Consider the following 16,886-nt stretch of genomic DNA (forward strand, 5'->3'; position numbering starts at 1 on the left):
AGGGCTAAAACGGCCCTCAATGGAAGCGGGCCAGTCCCCAAACATGGTGAGATCAGGCTCATTCCAGCCTGATCTCTGCTGAAATAGTCCAATCCGAACAATTGGTGGACCGCGACTGGCTATGCGGACGTGTTGTCCAGAGCTTCCTTAGGGGAATGCCGTTCTGCAGCTCGGTGCGCGAAGCCTGGATGGCATCGGCAATCACCGCATTGCCGGCAGTTTCCTTGACGATCTCAAGGGCCTTCAGGATGGGAACGCCGGCCTTGCTCAGGGCGCTGAAGGTGCGGCAGAACTGGGCTGTGGCCGTTTTCTGGATCAGGTCGCCTAACAGGGTGATTTTCAGCATCACGCCATCCACCCTGCGGCGGCCGACGGGGGTTTTGTAGAAACCCCGGAAGAACCAGGCGGTAATCACCAGCACCCCGACCAGATAGATCGAAAAGGGCGAACGCAGCAGTGCACTGATGTTGACCATCAATTGGGTGAACGGGGGCAGGTCGGCCCCGAGCTGCTCGAAGATGGTGGCGAAGGTGGGAATCAGGAAGATGGTCATGCCCAGGAACACCAGAACGGCGATCACCAGAACGGCAACCGGGTAGCCAAGCGCCCCCTTCACCTGATTTTGCAACTTGGCGTTCTGCTCCAGCAGCAGGGCCAGCCGCTTGAGAGTTTCATCGAGGACCCCACCGAGTTCCCCGGCTTCGACCATCGCCACACTGAGCCGATCGAACACCTTCGGCCACTTGCGCATGGCTTTGCCAAGGCTGTCCCCTTCGCTGATGTCCCGGCCAATCGCCTCCAGGGCCCGACGGAACATCGGCTTCTTTTGCTGGCCAGCCATCAGGGTGAGGCTGCGCACGATCGGCACCCCCGAATCGATCAGCGCCGAAAGTTTGTTGGCGAAAACCGCCTTGTCCCGAATGTTCGGCCTGGCCTCAAAGAAAGCACCAAGGTCGCGGCTGAACAGGCTCCCAACCTTCGCCGGGTCACCTCCCTGAGTGGCCTGGCTGGAGCGGGTCGCGGCCAGGGGGACAACGGATGTGGGCAGGATGCCGCGGCGGCGCAGATCCCGCTTGGCGCTGACCACATCCACCGCCGTGATCAGCAACTCCTTGGTTTTCCCGGCTGAGGTGGTGAAGGTTGCCAGAAAGGAAGCCATGGCTGGTCGGGATCAGGTGCCCCTGAGGAGCAGGCGGTTCAACTCGTCCGGCCTGGTCGAGCGGGAGCGGGCTTCGTCCAGCTCAATGTCGCCGTTGGCTACCAGGTTGGCGAGCGCCTTTTCCATGGTCTGCATCCCCAACTGTCCGCCTGTTTGGATCTGGGAGTAGATCTGGGCCGTTTTTCCTTCCCGGATCAGGTTGGCCAGGGCTGGGGTGTTGACCATGATTTCCTGGGCCATCACGCGACCGAAGGAATGGTGGCCCGGGTGGCTGCGCCTGCAGAGGGTCTGGGCGAAGATCGCCGCCAGGCTGCTGCTGAGCTGCACCCGCACCTGGGTCTGCTGAGCCGCAGGGAACACATCCACCATGCGGTCGACGGTTTGGGAGGCCGAACTGGTGTGCAGGGTGGCGAAGACGAGGTGGCCGGTCTCGGCGGCGGTGATGGCCAGCTGAATTGTCTCGAGGTCCCGTAATTCGCCGACGAGGATCACATCGGGATCTTCCCGCAGGGCCGCCCTAAGGGCATTGCCAAAGCTTTTCGTGTCCTCGTTGAGTTGCCGTTGATGAATCAGGCTGCGATCACTTTTGTAGGTGAATTCGATCGGATCCTCGATCGTGATGATGTGCTTGGCGCTGTTCCGGTTGATGTGGTCCAGCATCGAGGCGAGGGTGGTGCTCTTGCCGGAGCCGGTTGGGCCCGTGATCAGTACCAAGCCTGAGGGTCGGTTTGTGATCTCAACAACAACCTGGGGAAGACTGAGATCCTCCGGGGTGGGAATGTTGCTGCTCAACGCACGCAGGCAGGCGGCGTAGGTGCCTTTCTGGCTGTAGACGTTCACGCGGAATCTAGCCAGTTCCCGCAGGCCATAGGAGCAGTCCAGTTCCCAGGTCTGCTCCAGTTGTTTGCGTTGTCCGTTGTTGAGGATCGAGAAGATCATCCGGTTGCAGGCTTCCTCCGTGAGGCTCTGCTCGTGCATCGGTTTGAGCTCCCCGTTGAAGCGGCCGAATGGGGGCTGGCCGGCACTGAGATGGAGGTCACTGCCCTTGTCGCGCACCAGTTGCTCCATCAACTCCTCAATCTGAACCTCCATGGTGACGTGGCGATGAATTGGGATGGTAAAGATGAACGGATCCGGTGAGACCACGGATTGCCTGGGGATGGGCTGCTGGAATCAGCCCCTTGGAGTGAGGCAGTAGGGGCATTCCAACCACTCGCCCTTCAGCCCTGCGCCACAGCCTTGGCAGGTGAGCGTGGTGAGGGCGCGAATGCGTCGCTCCGACTCCAGTTCGGTGTCGGTCAGAAGCATGCGCTCAACTTCCTCCAGCGTTGTGTATCCCTCGCGAACCAAGTCTAGGCCATATCCTAGCAGGGTTTTCATGCCCTCGTCCAAGGCGCACTTCCGAATCACATCCGTGCTTGCGCTCTGAGCAATCGCTGTGGCCAGGGTGTCGTTGACACGCAAGACTTCATACACGCCGATTCGCCCCTTGTAGCCTCTCCCCTGGCAAGCCGGGCAGGTTGGATGATTGCCATTAAGGGAATGATTGGCCCGGTAAAAGGTGATCAATTCCTCCTGACTGGCCAGCAGGCCGAAGTGCCCCAGTTCCTCTTCGCTGGGGTGGTAGCTGATTCGGCACTGCATGCAGATCCGCCGCAGAAGTCGCTGGGAGACGATCCCCAGCAGGGAGGCACTGACCATGAAAGGCTCGACACCCATTTCCTGCAGGCGAGCGATCGCACTCGGGGCGTCGTTGCAATGGAGGGTGGTCAGCACCAGGTGACCGGTGAGGGCTGCTTCGATCGCGGTTTTTGCGGTTTCGCCATCGCGGGTTTCCCCCACCAGCAGCACATCGGGGTCCTGGCGCATGAACGCCCGCAGGGCCGTGCTGAAGTTGTAACCCTTGTCCCGGTTGACCTGGGTCTGGGTGATTCCATTCAGGGTGTATTCAATCGGATCCTCCACCGTCGAGATGTTGATGCCGGGCTCGTTGCGCTCGGCGAGCAGGGCATAGAGGGTGGTGGATTTCCCGGATCCGGTGGGCCCTGTCACCAGAATCATTCCGAAGGGTTTGGAGCCCAGGGCCCGCACGCTCGCCAGGGCGGCGGCATCCGTGATCAGGGAGTCCAGGCTGAGCTGGGCCGAGCTGCTGTCGAGCAGCCGCATCACCACCTTTTCGCCCCAGCGACCGGGCAGGGTGCTGACCCGCAGCTCGATGGTGCGACCCTTGAATTTCCTGCGAATGCGGCCGTCCTGGGGCATCCGCCGCTCGGCGATGTCCAAGTCGGCCATGATCTTGAGCCGGGAGGTGATCGCCGGAATCAGCGACTTCGGCAACTGCTCAAGGGGATGCAGCACCCCGTCCTGACGGAAGCGGATCTGGAGGCCGTCTTCCTGGGGCTCCACGTGGATGTCACTGGAGTCGGTGTCGAGGGCCTGGATCAGGATCCGGTTCACCAGGCTCACCACCGGCGAGGCGCTGGAGGCGGAAAGGTTCTCCTCCAGGTTCATGGCGGCGTCCTGCTCCTCCGGCGCGGCGTCCAGCTGGTCGTCGAGGCTCAGATCCTCGAGCAGGGAGAGCCGGGCCGGTGGCGGCGGCAGTGCTCCAACCGGGCCAGGGTTCACGCTTGCCGGATCACCGGGTGGGGGGCTGGTCCGATGCCCTTCGAGCCGGCGGCTGGCCAGCACCGCCTCGATCTCCTGTTTCAGGGCAGGGCGCAGATCCGTCTCGAGGCCAGCCTGGGCCACGGCGCTGCTCAGAGCCTGGCGCTGGTCGGGCCCCCAGTCTGCTGGAATCGCCACCACGAGGCGTTCGCCGAACTGACGGAGCGGCAGGCAGCCGAAGGACTGCCAGCCGGCGGCATCGATCGAGGAGCAGGCCTCCATCGCCAACGGATCCGCCTGGTGCAGCTCGTTGGATCTCAGCATCCGCTCCCCCAGGAGCAGTTCAGTTCCCGCTCGATCCATTGCTGGTCTCGGATTGGGGGAATTCCGGCACGGGCCGGGAGAGGGAACGCGTCATGGGCGCAGGGGGTGTTCAGGAGGTGCGGGCTTCCGCCGCTTGTGGGAGGTGCGCTCCGACGTCCAACATGTCTAAGAGCGATTCGCGGTCAAGTCAGCATGAGTGGAGAAGCCTCACCGGTTCAACAGGAACCGTTCACCCAGGCGGATGTCCTCCAGGATGGCAGCCCCCAGCCTCTCGAAGCTCCTGCTCCCGCTGGGGCTGAGGCGTCGAACCAGGCTTCCGATGGGCTCGCCGCCGCCGAGCAGGAGCAGGAGTCCTCGATTGATCCGGCCGCCGATCCCGCCGGTCGGGTGCGGCAGCTGGAGACTGAGCTGGCCAGCCTGCGCGCCGAGCACGACACCGTCCGTAGCCAGTACATGCGCATCGCGGCCGATTTCGACAACTTCCGCAAGCGCCAGAGCCGTGATCAGGACGACCTGCGCCTGCAGATCACCTGCTCCACCCTCAGTGAAATCCTGCCGGTGGTCGACAACTTCGATCGGGCCCGGCAACAGCTCGATCCCCAGAGCGAGGAAGCCCAGGCGCTGCACCGCAGCTACCAGGCCCTCTATGAGCAACTGGTCAAGGTGTTCAAACAGCTGGGGGTGGCACCGATGCGGGTGGAGGGGGAACCCTTCGATCCAAAGCTGCACGAAGCGGTGTTGCGTGAACCCAGTGACCTGTTCGCCGAAGATCTGGTGCTCGAAGAACTCCAGCGGGGCTACCAGCTCGATGGCCGCGTCCTGCGCCATGCCCTGGTGAAGGTGTCCATGGGGCCCGGCCCTGGCGTCTCCACGGATCCAGGCCAAGCCAGGGATGGCGAGAACGCCGGCGAGGAAGGGCTCTGATGGCCGATTACTACGACCTGCTGGGCGTGCGCCGGGATACCGACGCCGAGACCCTGAAGCGTTCCTACCGGCGGCTCGCCCGCCAGTACCACCCGGATGTGAACAAGGACCCGGCGGCGGAGGAGCGCTTCAAGGAGATCGGCCGGGCCTACGAGATTCTCAGCGACCCCCAGACCCGTGCCCGCTACGACCAGTTCGGCGAGGCCGGCGTCTCCGGGGGCGGCGCCCCGGACATGGGCGATGTGGGTGGCTTTGCTGACCTGTTTGAAACCTTCTTCAGTGGCTTTGGCGGTGGCGCGGCTGGCAGCGCCCCCCGACGCCGGGGGCCCCGCCAGGGGGACGATCTGCGGCTGGATCTGAACATCAGCTTCAACGAAGGCGTGTTCGGCCAGGAGCGCGACGTGCAGATCCGCCATCTCGAAACCTGCGCCACCTGTCAGGGATCCGGAGCCAAGGCCGGCAGCGGCCCCACCACCTGTGGCACCTGCGGCGGAGCCGGACAAGTGCGCCGCGCCACCCGGACCCCCTTCGGCAGCTTCACCCAGGTGGCCCCCTGCCCGACCTGCGAAGGCACCGGCCAGGTGATTGCAGATCCCTGCGGCGATTGCGGCAGCCAGGGTGTGCAGCAGGTGCGCAAGAAGCTGCGCATCACCATCCCGGCGGGCGTCGATTCGGGCACCCGGCTGCGCGTCAGTGGTGAGGGAAATGCCGGTCAGCGCGGGGGTCCAGCCGGAGACTTGTACGTGTATCTGTTCGTGCAGGCCCATGAGAAGTTGCGCCGGGATGGCATCCATATCCACTCCGATGTGGCGGTGAATTACCTTCAGGCGATTCTTGGTGACAAGATCGAGGTCGACACCGTCGATGGCCCCGAATCGGTAGAGATTCCGGCCGGCACCCAGCCCAGCGCCGTGCTCACCCTGACCGGCAAGGGGGTGCCGAAGCTGGGCAATCCAGTGGCCCGGGGCAACCATCTGCTCACGGTCAAGGTGCAGCTGCCCACCAAGATCAGCAACCATGAACGGGAGCTGCTTGAGCAATTGGCCGGGCACCACTCCGAGAAGGGCCACCCCCACAAAAGCGGCCTGTTCGGTGGCCTGTTCGGTTAAGTCCCCTTGCAATCGAGCGCCATGGCGGTGGACAGGCCCGGATTCCAGCAGGAGCCAGACCCCCAGCAGCGGCTCGATCTGCGTGGCACCCCCTGCCCCGTCAATTTCATTCGCAGCCGCCTGAAGCTGGAAACCATCGCCCCCGGCGCCTGGCTGCTGGTGTATCTTGATGCCGGCGAACCGGAGCGGATGGTGACCGAGGGCCTGCGGGCCGAAGGGCACCGGGTCGATTCTTCCCCCCTCCCGATCGAGGCCGCAGGCCCTGGCCCCACGTCTGCTGCGGTGCGGTTGATGATCCGCCGCGGCGGCGCCTAGGCGTGGCGGCCGATCCCGCGGCTGTTGATCCTGTGGCTGTCGATCCAATCGTGTCCGGCCTGGTGGTGGCCCTGCAGGCCAACTTCTGCCAGGTGCAGCTGGATCAGCCCGGTCCGGGCGGGATTGGGCGCCTGCTCTGCGTTCGCCGCACCCGCCTGGGCAAGAGGGGCCAACAGGTGTGTGTGGGAGATCGGGTCGCGCTCGATGGCCTCGACTGGCCCGCCTGCCGGGGCGCCATCAAGGCCGTGGAACCCCGCCACAGCTGGCTGGGCCGCCCGGCCGTGGCCAACTGCGACCGGGTGGTGGTGATGGTGGCGGTTGCCGAGCCCGACCTCGACCCGCTCCAGCTCACCCGGTTCCTGCTCACGGCCGAGGCCACGGCCCAGTCGGTCGAACTGGTGCTCTCCAAGGCCGACCTGCTGGGGAGCGAGGCCGTGCAGACCTGGATGCGGCGGCTCGAGTCTTGGGGCTACCAGCCCCACCCGCTCAGCCTGACCACGGGTGAAGGTCTGCTGGAGATCCGCCAGCGGCTTTCCAGCCCCGGTCTTGCCGTGCTCTGCGGCCCCTCCGGGGTGGGCAAGAGCAGCCTGCTCAATGCCCTGGCTCCCGCCCTGGCCCTGCGGGTGGGAACGGTGTCCGGCAAGCTGCGCCGCGGCCGCCACACCACCCGCCACGTCGAGCTGTTTCCCCTGGCGCCCGGAGCCCTGCTGGCCGACACGCCCGGCTTCAACCGGCCGGACCTTCCCGCCGATCCCACCCGGCTGGCGGCCCTCTTCCCGGAGGTGGTCCGTCGACTGGAAGCGGGGTTCTGCCGCTACACCAATTGCCTGCACGCCGGTGATCCCGGCTGTGCGGTCGGCACCGACTGGGACCGATACCCCTTGTATGACCAGTGTCTCCAGGAGCTGCTGCTCCCTGGGGCCGCACCAACGGAGCGGCGTTCGTGGATGTCCCGGTTGCGGCAGACCTCCAGGCAAAGCCTGCGCCAGCAAGGCCAGGACAAGGACCCCCCCCCACGGGGAGTCAGCGCGTGACCTCAGCCCCCCAGACCCGGCAGGTTCAGGCCGCCGGTGAGTTCCTCCATGCGTTCCTTCATGGTGGCCGTGGAGCGGTCATAGGCCGCTTGGAGGGCCTCGAAGGTGGCGGCTTCGGTGGCCTCGGCGCCTTCCGTGACCAACTCCGGCGCAAGCCGCACCCGCAGGGGCTGCTGGTTGCCGGATAGCCAGACGCTGGCGCGGCCGTCGGCGCTGCTTCCCTCCAGTTCCATGGCGTCCAGTTCATCCTGGAGCTTCTGGGCATCCTGCTGAATCTGCTGGGCCTTGCGGAAGGCTTCGGTCAGTTGACCGAAGTTGGGAAGTCCGAAGCCGGCCATGCCAGGAATGCGTGTGGCACGAAGGCTAGGGCCTGGTCATCCACACGCCCATGGCACCGCGGCGAAGCGCCCCAGACGTTTGACTTCGGGGTGCAGATCGATTTGATGGGCGCCGCGCACCCTGGCCTGGACCTGCTGAATCAAGGCATCGATCTGCTCGGCGCGGGCGTCGCCGGTATTGACGATGAAATTGGCATGCACCGGTGACACCATCGCCCCGCCGATGGCCAGGCCCTTGAGGCCGAGGGCCTCGATCAGTTGCCCCGCCTTGCTCGGCTCGGGGTTGCGAAAGACGCTGCCGCCGCTGGGTTGGTGGTAGGGCTGGCTCGTGGTTCGGCTCTGAAGGTTGGCGGTGGTGCGCCGGCCGATCTCGGCTGGATCGTGGCCGGCGCTGAGCCGGAACCGCACGGAGAGGACGAGCAGCGGCTCCTGCTGCAGCCGGCTGTGGCGGTAGGCGAAGTCCAGGTCGGCCGCCGTCAAGGTGAAGGGTTCGTTCGCCCCGCTCGGCTCGAGCACGGTGACCGATTCGAGCCACTCGGCCAGGCAGCTCCCCTGGGCTCCGGCGTTCATGACGGCGGCACCTCCTGCCGTGCCAGGAATTCCCACCGCCCATTCCAGGCCGCTGAGCCCGGCCCGCGCCGCCCGCCTGGCCAGGCTGGGCAGGGGCTCGCCGGCCTGGGCCTCCACCGATCCGCAGCCGGCGTCCAGGCGGCTGCCCTGCAGACGGCGGTTGCAGAGGACCAGGCCCTCCAGCCCATTGTCGCTGACCAGCAGGTTCGAGCCCGCTCCGATCAGATGCAGCGGCAGGTTCATCCGACTCGACCAACGGGCCAGGGCGACCAGTTCATCGGTCTGGGCCGGTTCGGCGAACCATTCGGCCGGTCCACCCACTTTCCAGGTGGTGTAAGCGTCGAGGGGCACCCGCTGACGCAATCCGGCTGGCCCGGCCGGGCTCATGCGACCAGGGATGCCGGCGCATCCAGCTCCGGTCGAGACTGCAGCCGTTCCCAGAGCCCGTTCACATCCCCGGCGCCCATCACCAGCACCAGGTCACCCGCCTGGCAGTGGCGGCAGACCTGCCCCGCCAGCTGGTCGAGGTTCGCCGCCACATGCACGGTCAGCTCGGGCCGAACCTGGCGGATCTCGCTGGCCAGGCGTTCGGAGGAGATGCCCGGAATCGGGGTTTCCCCGGCGGCGTACAACGGTGCGAGCAAGACCATGTCGGCCTGGGCCAGGGCGGTGGCGAACGGGTGGAGGAACTCGGCGGTGCGGCTGTAGCGATGGGGCTGGAACACGGCCATCACCCGCTTGGGGGCGGTGGGCAGGGGGCTGCGGCCGGTCTCCACCATCAGCCGGCCCATCCGCAGGGTGGCGTCCACTTCGCTGGGATGGTGGGCGTAGTCATCGACGATCAGCCGCCCGTCGATGCTTCCGCGGAAGTCGAAGCGACGGCCGGGGGCCTTGAGGGACTGGATGGCGGCCGTGAGCACAGCAAAGGGAATGCCTTGCAACCGGCAGGCGGCCAGGGCAGCGGTGGCATTGCTGAGGTTGTGGCGGCCGGGAACCGGAAGACAGAAGCTGCCCACGCAGACACCGTCCTCGTAGAAGTCGGCGAGGGTCCCATCGCCTTGCATATCCAAGGGAAGGGCCGCGAATCCGACCCCCTCGGCCGCTTCGATCGACCACCAGGCGGCGGGTTGGAAATGCTCGCGCAACACGGGGCAATCCCCGTTGGCCAGGACCGTCTCGCAGCCGGCGGCGAAGGTACCGAGGGTGTGGATCAGGGCCTCGAGGTTCGGATAGTGGTCGGTGTGGTCGAGTTCGAGATTGGTGATCAGGCCCAGGGTGGGCCTGAACTTCACCAGGGAACCATCAGATTCGTCCGCCTCGGCGACCAGAAGCCTGCCCTGGCCCGCCCTTGCGTTGCTGCGGAAAGCCGGCACGACCCCGCCGATCACGGCTGTCGGATCGTTGCCGGTGGCGGCGAGCAGGGTGGCGATCAGGGTGCTGGTGGTGGTTTTTCCGTGACTGCCGGCCACGGCGATTGAAGGCTGGCCGTTGATCAGGGCCGCCAGGACATCCGAGCGGTGAAACACCGGCAGTCCTGCCCGGCGGGCCGCTTCCAGTTCAAGGTTGCCGTTGGGCACCGCGCTGCTGATCACCACCTGGGGCAGTGGAGACTGATCCGTGCAAAGGGCTTCGATCGTGGTGGCACCCTGGACCCCGTAGACCTTCACGCCACGGTTGCGCAGATCCTGAACAACGCTGCTGTCCCGGCTGTCGGAACCACTGACCTGGAAGCCGCGATCCGCCAGAATCACAGCCAGGGCGGACATGCCGATTCCACCGACCCCGATGAAATGCAGAGGTTGCAGGCGATCGAGCAGCAGTCCCAAGGGCGTCACCACGGCGCCCTGAAACTTAATCGGTGATTCCCCCACTGCCCAGCCCGGCAGGCCCGAAAGGTGGCCGAGGGGCATTTCTGTATGATCGACAGCCAAATCCTATTCTGACGCGGTTTTCCCGTTTCTGCCATGACCCTGCGTGTTGCGATCAATGGATTTGGCCGGATCGGTCGCAACTTCATGCGCTGCTGGCTCAGCCGAGGGGTCGACACGGGTATCGAGATCGTGGGCCTGAATGACACCTCCGACCCCCACACCAACGCCCATCTTCTCGAGTACGACTCGATGCTCGGCAAGATTCGCAATGCCGAGGTGAGCTATGCCGATGACGCCTTGATTGTCAACGGTCGCTCCATCAAGTGTTTCTCGGATCGCAATCCCCTCAACCTCCCCTGGAAGGAATGGGGTGTGGATCTTGTCATCGAGGCCACCGGTGTCTTCATCGACAAGGACGGGGCGGGTAAGCACCTGCAGGCCGGCGCCAGCAAAGTCCTGATCACGGCCCCCGGCAAAGGGCCCGGCATCGGCACGTTCGTGGTGGGCGTCAACGAGGGTGCGTACACCCATGACGCCTTCGACATCATCAGCAACGCCAGCTGCACCACCAACTGCATGGCGCCCGTCGTCAAGGTCCTCGACCAGACTTTCGGCATCGTCAAGGGCACGATGACGACAACCCACAGCTACACGGGGGATCAGCGCATCCTCGATGCCAGCCACCGCGACCTGCGCCGGGCCCGGGCCGCCGCCATCAACATCGTTCCAACCTCCACCGGGGCCGCCAAGGCCGTCGCGCTGGTCTATCCGCCGATGGAGGGCAAGCTCAACGGAATCGCCATGCGGGTGCCGACCCCCAATGTGTCCGTGGTGGATCTCGTCATTGAGGTGAGCCGCGCCACCAGCAAGGAAGAGGTCAATGCCGTGCTCAAGCAGGCCGCGGAGAATGGCATGAAGGGCATCATCAAGTACTGCGATCTCCCCTTGGTGTCCTCCGACCACGCCGGCACCGATGAGTCGGCCATCGTGGATGCCGATCTCACCTTGGTGATGGGAGACAACATGGTGAAAGTGATCTCCTGGTATGACAACGAATGGGGCTACAGCCAGCGGGTTGTCGACCTGGCCGAAGTGGTGGCTCGCCACTGGCAGTGATCACCATCCGGTCGTGAACTTTTTCACGGCCGGTCATCGATGGATCCTTGGAAGTGAGTGAATCCTATCGATTCATTGTCGAACGGTTCACCGTTTGACCAGTGGATCCTTTGATCGTCATGGGCATTTCCCTCAGGGGCTGGATCAAGGCCTTGTTCCAACCAGCCAATCGCCGTGGCTCCTGGCAGCGCCTCCAGAAACCCGGCCGCCCAGCCTGGATCCAGTGCCAGGACGAGTTCAAAATCCTCACCTCCCCCCAGGCACCAGGCTTCAGCCTGGGCCAGGCGGTCCATCCCCCGGGCCATTGGCAGGCCATGGCGATCCAGCAGGGCGTCGCACCGGCTGGCACGGGCGATGGCGGCCACGGCGGCGGCCAGCCCATCGCTGCTGTCGGTGCCTCCCACCCTCCAGCTCAGCCCGGCTGGCCTGGTCTGCTCCAGGGTTGCCACGGCATCGTGCCGAGGCACCGGGCGCCGGTGGGCAGTCACAGCCTGCTGTTGCAGTTCCAGCGGCAGTGAGGGCGGCATGGGCTCCTGACGCAGCAGGGCCAGGCCCAGCCGACTCAGTCCATGGGGGCCGGTGCACACCAGCCGATCACCCGGCCGCCCGTCGCAACGCCGGATGGCTCCGGCGGGCCCCAGCCGCCCCAGGGCCGTGATGGCCAGCAGGCGCTGCAGGCCGCCGCTGCAGTCGCCGCCCAGCAGTTGACCTCCATGCCGATCCAGGGCCTGGGCCAGCCCCTGGTAAACCCCCTCCACCCAGCTCCAGCGGGTGGAGGGGGGGGCCACCAGTCCAACGGTCAGCCCGACCACCTCCCGGCAGCCCATCGCCGCAAGATCGGACAGGTTGGCGGCGGCGGCACGCCAGCCCAGATCGACGGGGGCGATCGTGGCGTCGCTGAAGTGAACCCCCTCCACCAGCACATCGGTGTTGATCACCAGCACCGCCCCGGCGCGCTCCGCCAGCAGGGCGGCATCGTCATCGAGCTGGCCCGGTGGCGCAAAGGCGGCGATCCGCTCCAGCAGGCCCCACTCGCCCAGCTCGGCCAGGCTGGGATCCACCGGCTCAGCCACCGCCTGGCCAGGCTGGCTCAGCCATGGGGCCGCAGGTTCTCGGCCCCCTCCAGCACGGTGGCCTTGACGATGCCGTCCTCGGCGGTGAGCTCCTCAAGTACTTCGAATCCATCCACCACGTAGCCGAAGGCGGCGTAGCGACCATCGATCAGGTTGAGGCCGGCCGGGGTGAGTTCCGCTTCGAAGAGGAAGAGGAAGAACTGGGACGAGCCATCGTCGAGGGCCCCGTCGGAATGGGCCCAGCCGAGGGTTCCCTTGGTGGCGAAGGGAAGCACCGCCGTGGCCTTGAACATCCCGAGATCTTCGAAGGTCTGGTTGTAGAAGGGTTGCTCTTCTCCAGGCACCCGGATTTCCAGGGGGACCCTGCGTTGCGTCTGGCTGACTGGATCGATGAAGCCATCGGCAGGCCCGGGGGGATCTCCGGTCTGGAGCACATAGAAGTCCTCGGCGCGGTTGAAGGGCAGGCCGTCGTAGAAACCGCGCTGGACTAGGTCCACGAAGGCCCCGGCGGTGATCGGGGCGTTGTAGCCGTCCACCACGGCGGTCAGATCCCCCTTGGTTGTGGTGAGCCGAACCGTTGCCCGGCCCAGCAGCCGCGGCAGGGCGGCGAATTCAGTGGGGATCTCGAAGGGAAACGGCCCGACAAGAAGCGCTTCGGCGGTGCCGATGGTGCCAAGGGCAACGCGGCGGGCCTCGAGGAAGGCGTCGCGGTTCTGGGTCTCGCTGGCGGTGGAGAGGTCCCGAAGCTGGAGCTCCAGCTGGTCGAGGAGGGTCTCGGCTTCCGCCTGGTCGGCGGCGGTGAACGCGTTGAGCAGGGCACCGCGGCGGCTGGTCAGCAGCGACTGGCTGCGGCGCACTGTGCTGGTCAGGGCGCTCCAGCGTTTGGCCCGCAGTTCGTCACTGGTGGCTTCCAGCCGATGCTGCAGATCCTGCAGGTCGCCGGGCGGGATCGGCAGGGCATTGCGCAGCAGGGCGGACGGATCGCTGACCGCATTGCCGGGAGGCAGGGCGGCCCTGGCTGTTGCCGCGCCGCCGAAGCCCACGATCGAACCGACCAGGGCGGCGAGAACGAAAGAAAGCCCGCGGCCGATCCAGCGGGCGGGATCAAGACCTCGATGCGGACGGGTGAGGAGTGTTGGCATGGCTGATCCAGCCGATCCACGGACTTTGGCACGGCTGGCCAGCGGGGATTCAGCCGACGGTCTGGCGGTGGGACGGCAGCCGTACAATCCCGCTCAAAGGTGCCGCCGGAATGATCTCCAGCAACGATTTTCGTACCGGAACCACGATCGAGCTGGATGGCCAGGTCTGGCGTGTTGTGGAGTTTCTTCATGTCAAGCCAGGCAAGGGGTCGGCGTTCGTGCGGACCAAGCTCAAGGGGGTCCAGAGCGGCAGCGTTGTCGACAAAACGTTCCGCGCCGGAGAAACCGTGGCCCAGGCCGTGCTCGAGAAATCAACCCTGCAGCACACCTATATGGAGATTGAGGAGTATGTCTTCATGGACATGGCAAGTTTCGAGGAAACCCGCCTGTCGGCCAAGCAGATCGGCGAAGGTCGCAAGTATCTCAAGGAGGGCATGGAGGTGAATGTGGTCTCCTGGAACGGCTCGCCCCTCGAAGTGGAGCTGCCCAACTCCGTCGTGCTGGAGGTCACCCAGACGGACCCTGGGGTCAAGGGCGACACCGCCACCGGCGGCACCAAGCCGGCCATCGTGGAAACGGGTGCCCAGGTGATGGTGCCCCTGTTTATCACGATCGGCGAGAAGATCAAGATCGACACCCGCACCGACTCGTACCTGGGTAGGGAGTCCTGAGGCGCCATGCAGCTCGACCATGACCAGCTCCACCGGCTGCTCGCCGTTCTCGAGCAGAGCGACATCCAGGAGTTCAAGCTCGAAGGCGACGACTTCCGGTTGGAGGTGAGGCGCAACCTGCCGGTCGCCGCGCCGCCGCCGGCTCCAGCCGCTGCTGCCATCCAGGCGGTGCCAGCCCCAGCTCCAACCCCGTCCGGAGCTCCGTCCCCCTCAACGCCCCCTCCCACCGCCGCCGTCCGCGCCGATCTGGTCGACATCACGGCGCCGATGGTGGGCACCTTCTACCGGGCTGCCACCCCTGATGATCCGCCGTTCGTCGAACTCGGCAGCCGCATCGCCGTCGGCCAGCCGGTCTGCATCCTCGAGGCGATGAAACTGATGAACGAACTGGAGGCCGAGGTGAGCGGCGAAGTGGTCGAGATCCTGGTGGAGAACGGCACGCCGGTGGAGTACGGCCAGGTGCTGGTCCGGGTCAAGCCGGCCTGAGTCGGATCCGCCGGCTCAACCCAGCTCCCAGGCCGTCTCCAGCGCCGCCGCCATGCTTCGGGCCCTGGCGATCCCCTGGCCGGCAATGTCGAAACCGGTGCCGTGATCCGGTGAGGTGCGCAGGAAGGGCAGCCCGAGGCTGGTGTTCACCGCTTCGTCGAAGGCCAGCAGCTTGACCGGAATCAGCCCCTGATCGTGATACAGGGCCAGGTAGCCGCTGGGTCCCTTGGCTTCGCCGCGCCAGGCCGCGGCCGCCCCCAGCCAGCAGGTGTCCGGGGGCAGGGGGCCCAGCAGCTCCACGTCGGGATGGTGGCGGCGCCAGCCCTCCAGGGTCGGGATCAGCCAGTCCTGCTCCTCCCTCCCCAGCAGACCGGTTTCACCGGCATGGGGGTTCAGCCCGGCCACCACCAGCTGGGGCCTGGTCTCAAAGCGTCGGCAGAAGCTGAGCAGCACCTCGAGTTTGCGTTCCACGAGGGCGGGACAGAGCCGCTGGGGCACCTCGCTCAGGGGGATGTGGGTGGTGGCCAGCAGGGTGTTGAGCCGCCAGTTCCCCCGCGGGGCCCTGGCGGTGAACAGCATCGAGGTTTCATGGCCGCCGCCCAGCTCCGCCAGCCGCTCCGTCTGGCCTGGATAGGGGTGGCCGGCCGCATGCCAGGCCTGTTTGGCGATCGGCGCGGTGGTGAGGGCATGGCATTGGCCGTTTCGCACGAGCTCCGTCGCCGCCGTCAGCCAGGCGAAACTGGCGGCTCCGCTGGCGGCGTTGCCCCGACCGAGTTCCAGCTCCCCATCGAGGGGCAGATCAAGGATGGGGTGGTCGGAGGGATCGGCCAGCGGCACCGGGCTCAGCTCCCGCAGGGCGGCATGGCTGCGCTCCAGCCAGTGGCGACAACCGACCAGAACCACCTCGATCCCCACCCCCTTCAGCGCGGCGAGGGCCTTGAGGCTCACCTCCGCACCGATGCCGGCGGGATCTCCCAGGCAGAGGGCGATGCGTCGCTGCCTACCCTGAAGTCTGGGGAGCGCTGGGCCCATGATCCGTTGGTTGCTGATTGGTTCGATGTTGTTCGGTCTTGGCACCGGCCTGCAGCGGGGCTGGATCACCATCGACTGGTGCCGCTTCATGGCGGAAACCAAACTGCCGACCCTGAACAGCCTGCAGCCGGACGCCACGCCGGTCTGTCCACCCCCGGCCACCGCCGTCAGCCCATGATGCCTTTTCCGCTGGTGCTTTCCTCCGCCAGGCAGGCACGGTAGCCCTCGCGGAAGCTGGGGTAGCGCAGGCGGTAGCCCAGTTCCTGGCAGAGCCTGCGGTTGCTGGTCCGTCGGTTTTCGGCCCAGAAGCTTCGGGCCATCGGGCTCAGACCGGCCGCGACGTCCGCGAAACGCTCCACCGCCGGAAGCTTGCAGCCCAGAAGATGGGCGGCATGGCCCAGGCTCTCGGTTGACGGGCAGGGCCGGTCATCGGCCAGGTTCACCAGGGTCGGACGTTGGTTCGGGGCCAGCCGCAGGCAATGCAGCAGGGCGCCGACGATGTCGTCGACATGGATGCGGCTGAACATCTGGCCGGGCTTGTGGATCAGCCGGCTCCTGCCCTCCCGCAGGTTTTGGAAGGGGGACCGGCCGGGTCCGTAGATCGCCGGCAGGCGGAACACCTGCACCGGCCAGCCGGTTTGCAGCCAGAGCTGCTCGCAGGTCAGCCTGGCCTTGGAACGCGGCAGGCTGGTCTGGACAGCTGCAGACTCATCGACCCAGCCCCCGCCCCGGTCTCCGTAAACGCCGGTGGTGGAGAGATAGCCCACCCATTGGAGGGGGAGTTGGCCCAGCAGGGGGGCCAGGTTGCTCAGCACTGGATCAAGCCCCCCAGCATCGGGAGGGATCGTCACCAGAACATGGCTTGTGCCGGCAAGGGGCCCCGCCTCCGGCCGCACCCCCCGCTCGGAATCAAAGGGCAGCCAGCGGAGCCCGGTGCCCACGCCGCCCTCGGTTTGCCCGGAGCCGTGCGGGGAGGCCAGGCGATGGCTGAGGGTTACGGCCATGCCCTGGGCCAGGGCGGCCCTGGCGAAGCGAAGACCGCTGTAGCCCCCCCCCAGCACCAGCAGCTTTGGCGCCGGGGAGTTGACAAGCGCTGCCGTCATGGGTACACCTGTACC

General features: G+C 66.2%; 18 protein-coding genes. 8 read left to right on the forward strand and 10 right to left on the reverse strand.

The features are described 5' to 3' along the window. Positions 1 to 58 precede the first annotated feature (58 nt). From KBY66_RS07090 to KBY66_RS07100, 3 genes are all read right to left on the reverse strand, one after another. Positions 59 to 1,159 (reverse strand): type II secretion system F family protein, encoded by a 1,101-nt coding sequence (locus KBY66_RS07090; RefSeq protein ID WP_255088586.1) that lies wholly within the window; start codon positions 1,157 to 1,159, stop codon positions 59 to 61. Positions 1,160 to 1,171: 12 nt separating this feature from the next. After that, entirely contained in the window at positions 1,172 to 2,251 is a 1,080-nt protein-coding gene (locus tag KBY66_RS07095; protein WP_255088588.1) for a type IV pilus twitching motility protein PilT, read from the reverse strand. A gap of 81 nt (positions 2,252 to 2,332) precedes the next feature. Next, complete coding sequence (locus KBY66_RS07100) at positions 2,333 to 4,087, reverse strand: GspE/PulE family protein (RefSeq protein ID WP_255088589.1); 1,755 nt, start codon at positions 4,085 to 4,087, stop codon at positions 2,333 to 2,335. A 192-nt stretch (positions 4,088 to 4,279) separates the two neighbouring features. Here KBY66_RS07100 and grpE point away from each other — a divergent pair, with 192 nt between their 5' ends. The 4 genes from grpE to rsgA are packed head-to-tail and all read left to right on the forward strand — an operon-like array spanning position 4,280 to position 7,469. Beyond that, complete coding sequence (grpE, locus tag KBY66_RS07105; RefSeq protein WP_255088590.1) at positions 4,280 to 5,011, forward strand: nucleotide exchange factor GrpE; 732 nt, start codon at positions 4,280 to 4,282, stop codon at positions 5,009 to 5,011. Further along, positions 5,011 to 6,120, forward strand: coding sequence for a molecular chaperone DnaJ (dnaJ, locus tag KBY66_RS07110; protein ID WP_255088591.1), 1,110 nt, complete (start codon positions 5,011 to 5,013; stop codon positions 6,118 to 6,120). Before grpE ends, dnaJ begins: the two co-directional genes overlap by 1 nt. Positions 6,121 to 6,141: 21 nt before the next feature. Beyond that, entirely contained in the window at positions 6,142 to 6,435 is a 294-nt protein-coding gene (locus KBY66_RS07115; protein WP_255088592.1) for a sulfurtransferase TusA family protein, read from the forward strand. 2 nt (positions 6,436 to 6,437) lie between these two features. Beyond that, positions 6,438 to 7,469, forward strand: coding sequence for a ribosome small subunit-dependent GTPase A (gene rsgA / locus KBY66_RS07120; protein ID WP_255088593.1), 1,032 nt, complete (start codon positions 6,438 to 6,440; stop codon positions 7,467 to 7,469). A 2-nt stretch (positions 7,470 to 7,471) separates the two neighbouring features. Here rsgA and KBY66_RS07125 read toward each other — a convergent pair whose 3' ends face one another. From KBY66_RS07125 to murC, 3 genes are read right to left on the reverse strand one after another with little or no spacing between them, the layout of a single operon-like run. Further along, positions 7,472 to 7,807, reverse strand: coding sequence for a YbaB/EbfC family nucleoid-associated protein (locus KBY66_RS07125; protein ID WP_255088594.1), 336 nt, complete (start codon positions 7,805 to 7,807; stop codon positions 7,472 to 7,474). Positions 7,808 to 7,843: 36 nt separating this feature from the next. Continuing rightward, positions 7,844 to 8,764, reverse strand: a complete 921-nt coding sequence (gene murB, locus KBY66_RS07130; RefSeq protein ID WP_255088595.1) for a UDP-N-acetylmuramate dehydrogenase — start codon at positions 8,762 to 8,764, stop codon at positions 7,844 to 7,846. Continuing rightward, positions 8,761 to 10,203, reverse strand: coding sequence for a UDP-N-acetylmuramate--L-alanine ligase (gene murC, locus KBY66_RS07135; RefSeq protein WP_255088696.1), 1,443 nt, complete (start codon positions 10,201 to 10,203; stop codon positions 8,761 to 8,763). Before murC ends, murB begins: the two co-directional genes overlap by 4 nt. A gap of 138 nt (positions 10,204 to 10,341) precedes the next feature. Between murC and KBY66_RS07140 the strand changes: the two genes are divergently transcribed. Beyond that, positions 10,342 to 11,364, forward strand: coding sequence for a type I glyceraldehyde-3-phosphate dehydrogenase (locus KBY66_RS07140; RefSeq protein ID WP_255088596.1), 1,023 nt, complete (start codon positions 10,342 to 10,344; stop codon positions 11,362 to 11,364). Positions 11,365 to 11,387: 23 nt separating this feature from the next. On the opposite strand, the gene thiL is transcribed toward KBY66_RS07140, so the two are convergent. Next, on the reverse strand, positions 11,388 to 12,437 hold the full coding sequence (gene thiL, locus KBY66_RS07145) for a thiamine-phosphate kinase (RefSeq protein WP_255088597.1): 1,050 nt from the start codon (positions 12,435 to 12,437) through the stop codon (positions 11,388 to 11,390). 17 nt (positions 12,438 to 12,454) lie between these two features. After that, positions 12,455 to 13,579: a peptidylprolyl isomerase gene (locus KBY66_RS07150; protein ID WP_255088598.1), complete on the reverse strand. Its 1,125-nt coding sequence runs from the start codon at positions 13,577 to 13,579 to the stop codon at positions 12,455 to 12,457. Between the two features lie 110 nt (positions 13,580 to 13,689). Between KBY66_RS07150 and efp the strand changes: the two genes are divergently transcribed. Both efp and accB read left to right on the forward strand, forming a co-directional pair. Next, positions 13,690 to 14,250 (forward strand): elongation factor P, encoded by a 561-nt coding sequence (efp, locus tag KBY66_RS07155; RefSeq protein ID WP_255088599.1) that lies wholly within the window; start codon positions 13,690 to 13,692, stop codon positions 14,248 to 14,250. Between the two features lie 6 nt (positions 14,251 to 14,256). Next, positions 14,257 to 14,736 (forward strand): acetyl-CoA carboxylase biotin carboxyl carrier protein, encoded by a 480-nt coding sequence (gene accB / locus KBY66_RS07160; protein ID WP_255088600.1) that lies wholly within the window; start codon positions 14,257 to 14,259, stop codon positions 14,734 to 14,736. Positions 14,737 to 14,751: 15 nt separating this feature from the next. Here the strand turns inward: accB and pdxA are convergent, their stop codons facing one another. Further along, positions 14,752 to 15,768, reverse strand: coding sequence for a 4-hydroxythreonine-4-phosphate dehydrogenase PdxA (pdxA, locus tag KBY66_RS07165; RefSeq protein WP_255088601.1), 1,017 nt, complete (start codon positions 15,766 to 15,768; stop codon positions 14,752 to 14,754). Between pdxA and KBY66_RS07170 the strand changes: the two genes are divergently transcribed. Beyond that, positions 15,767 to 15,946 (forward strand): hypothetical protein, encoded by a 180-nt coding sequence (locus tag KBY66_RS07170; protein ID WP_255088602.1) that lies wholly within the window; start codon positions 15,767 to 15,769, stop codon positions 15,944 to 15,946. The genes pdxA and KBY66_RS07170 overlap by 2 nt on opposite strands. On the opposite strand, the gene KBY66_RS07175 is transcribed toward KBY66_RS07170, so the two are convergent. Next, complete coding sequence (locus KBY66_RS07175) at positions 15,936 to 16,871, reverse strand: SDR family NAD(P)-dependent oxidoreductase (protein ID WP_255088603.1); 936 nt, start codon at positions 16,869 to 16,871, stop codon at positions 15,936 to 15,938. The genes KBY66_RS07170 and KBY66_RS07175 overlap by 11 nt on opposite strands. Positions 16,872 to 16,886 lie beyond the last annotated feature (15 nt).

The sequence above is a fragment of the Synechococcus sp. Tobar12-5m-g genome (assembly GCF_024345415.1).
In the GTDB taxonomy this organism is placed as follows: Bacteria; Cyanobacteriota; Cyanobacteriia; order PCC-6307; family Cyanobiaceae; genus Regnicoccus.